General features: G+C 44.8%; 1 protein-coding gene. It reads right to left on the bottom strand.

Annotation, left to right across the window (positions count from 1 at the left end; translation table 11 throughout):
* A partial coding sequence (locus tag DSOL_RS26300; protein ID WP_139314649.1) for a peroxiredoxin family protein occupies positions 1-378 on the bottom strand: 378 nt, incomplete at its 3' end.
* Positions 379-545: the final 167 nt, after the last annotated feature.

Below are 545 nucleotides of genomic sequence, written 5' to 3'. Positions count from 1 at the left end.
TTCCATAAATGACGGAACATCCGCTCGGCTCTTTTCCGCTTTAGTCAGATTGACGGCCAGGATTTCAATCCCTTCATTTTTAGTTTTGGTATAAAACTTTTCCATTTCCGGCATCTCCAGGCGGCAGGGCGGACACCAGGTTGCCCAGAAGTTGACGATCACTTTTTTTCCTCTTAGGCTGGAAAGCTTTATAGCCTTCCCGTCTACACTCCGCAATTCAAAATCCGGCGCCAGATTCCCTTTTTCCAGACCGACTGTCAACTGCTGCCCTTGATCCGTATTCGTTGATACTCCGGCTGAATTGGACTTTGCCCCCACATCATACAACCCCCAAATCACCAGTCCTATTAAAACAACAACCGCTAAATATTTTTTCATTGCTAACTCTTCCTTTCTAATACGTAAAAAAAGTAAACCCGGCTAACCAGGCGCTTATCTTCTGCAATTGGCCTGTAAACAACAATAAACCCATGCCAATGAGAATCCAGCCGTTGATTAAGGAGAGCAAGCCTAAACTTCGATTAATTTTCCTCACAACGCGCAAA

Source organism: Desulfosporosinus metallidurans, assembly GCF_001936615.1.
GTDB classification, from domain to species: Bacteria; Bacillota; Desulfitobacteriia; order Desulfitobacteriales; family Desulfitobacteriaceae; genus Desulfosporosinus; species Desulfosporosinus metallidurans.
This window is presented reverse-complemented; position numbering and strand designations above follow the sequence as displayed.